Origin of the sequence: Mesorhizobium sp. M4B.F.Ca.ET.089.01.1.1 (genome assembly GCF_004022605.1) — a bacterium.
In the GTDB taxonomy this organism is placed as follows: domain Bacteria; phylum Pseudomonadota; class Alphaproteobacteria; order Rhizobiales; family Rhizobiaceae; genus Mesorhizobium; species Mesorhizobium abyssinicae.
The window spans coordinates 1-504 of sequence record NZ_RZOS01001324.1 but is presented as its reverse complement, the minus strand read 5'-3'; the positions used below and the strand labels follow the sequence as shown (position 1 = coordinate 504).

Here is a 504-nt window from a genome sequence, read left to right as displayed (position 1 = left end):
CCTTTGTAGGCCACATTGAATGGGCGCACGCCGCGGGTAAGTGTCTCTCCGGTTTCGGGAGAGATCATGGTTGCAGTTGTTTCCTTCGCCATGGTCATTTCTCCTTGAACGCCATGACCGTGAATTCGGTCACGACATCCGCCTGGAATTTCACGTAGAGAAGCACGTCGCGCGCCGGCACATGATAGACATCCTGCCAGACCCGGTGATCCGCGAAGGTCGTCATCGATTTCACGAACATCTTCCGCGTCATGCTGCCAACCACCTCAACAATTCCGGCGCGATCGAACCCGAGGCCAACAGCACCCCTTAGTGCGGATGTTGTGATTGCCAGAGTATCGACAGACCGAAACGTCGCCTTGATCGCATCAAGATCGTATGTCGGCCTGCGTTTCTCCATAGCCTACTATGCCACCATAAAGGTGGCAACTCAAGAGGCTGGCGGATTTGAGCGGAAAGAGATCAGTTCAGCGGAATGTCGTTGTCGGCCTTGCTTTCCTGATA

1 protein-coding gene is annotated in these 504 nt (G+C 54.6%); it reads right to left on the bottom strand.

Features of this window, described 5'->3' with window-relative positions:
* Nucleotides 1-94: 94 nt before the first annotated feature.
* Nucleotides 95-400 carry a type II toxin-antitoxin system MqsR family toxin gene (locus EN780_RS37360; protein ID WP_127393540.1) on the bottom strand — a complete coding sequence of 102 codons (306 nt, stop codon included), beginning with the start codon at nt 398-400 and terminating at the stop codon, nt 95-97.
* Nucleotides 401-504: the final 104 nt, after the last annotated feature.